General features: G+C 69.0%; 1 protein-coding gene. It reads right to left on the bottom strand.

The window, feature by feature from the left end:
• Positions 1 to 633, bottom strand: a 633-nt coding sequence (locus tag ACY34I_RS40565) for a zinc ribbon domain-containing protein (RefSeq protein ID WP_462760859.1), incomplete at both ends; no start/stop codon positions are given.

The following is a 633-nucleotide window of genomic DNA, read 5'->3' as shown; positions in this document are numbered from 1 at the left end:
CGGATCACCAGGTGCCCGCTGGCCTTGTCGATAACGGTCTTTGCCTGATGGGTCAGGCCGCGGGCGGCGATGCGCCGCCAGGCACCCTGGTCGCGGTCGCCCTGCCAACGGCAGGACTGGTTGGGACAGATCGCCCACTTCCAGCCTGGGGTGGTGGGTTTGTCGGGGGCTTTGCGATGTTGCAGCGGGGTCAAGCATTGCGGGCAGTGTTTGGAGGTGTTCCGGGCAGGCGTGGTGACGACGGCGATACCCTGCTCGGCGGCGAGGTGCCGCGTCCGGTCGACGATCTGCCCGCGGACCTGCTGCGACAGGCGGGTGTTGAGGGTGGCGCCCATGCCCCGTGCTTCCATCGATCGCAGGTCTTCGACGTAGATGACGCTCGCGCGGGAGGCGATGGCCTGGTCGACGGCCCAGCGGGCGGCGGCCCAGGCGAGCGCGGCGTTGAGGTTGGAGCGGCGGTTGGAGAGGTGGCGGATCTCGTTGCGTAGGACCGCCAGTTTGCCGATGAGGTGATGCTGCTCGTCACGGCCGGTGAGGCGTTGGTAGTGGTCGGCTTTGGCGTGCAGCCGCTCACTGTGCCGGCGCAGGCGGTGCTGTTTGGCGAGGATGCCGACGGCGCGGAACTGGCCACCG

This window comes from Micromonospora sp. RTBAU3-60, assembly GCF_054963695.1.
Note: the sequence above shows the minus strand (reverse complement) of the source record. Positions and strands in the feature narration are given on the sequence as shown.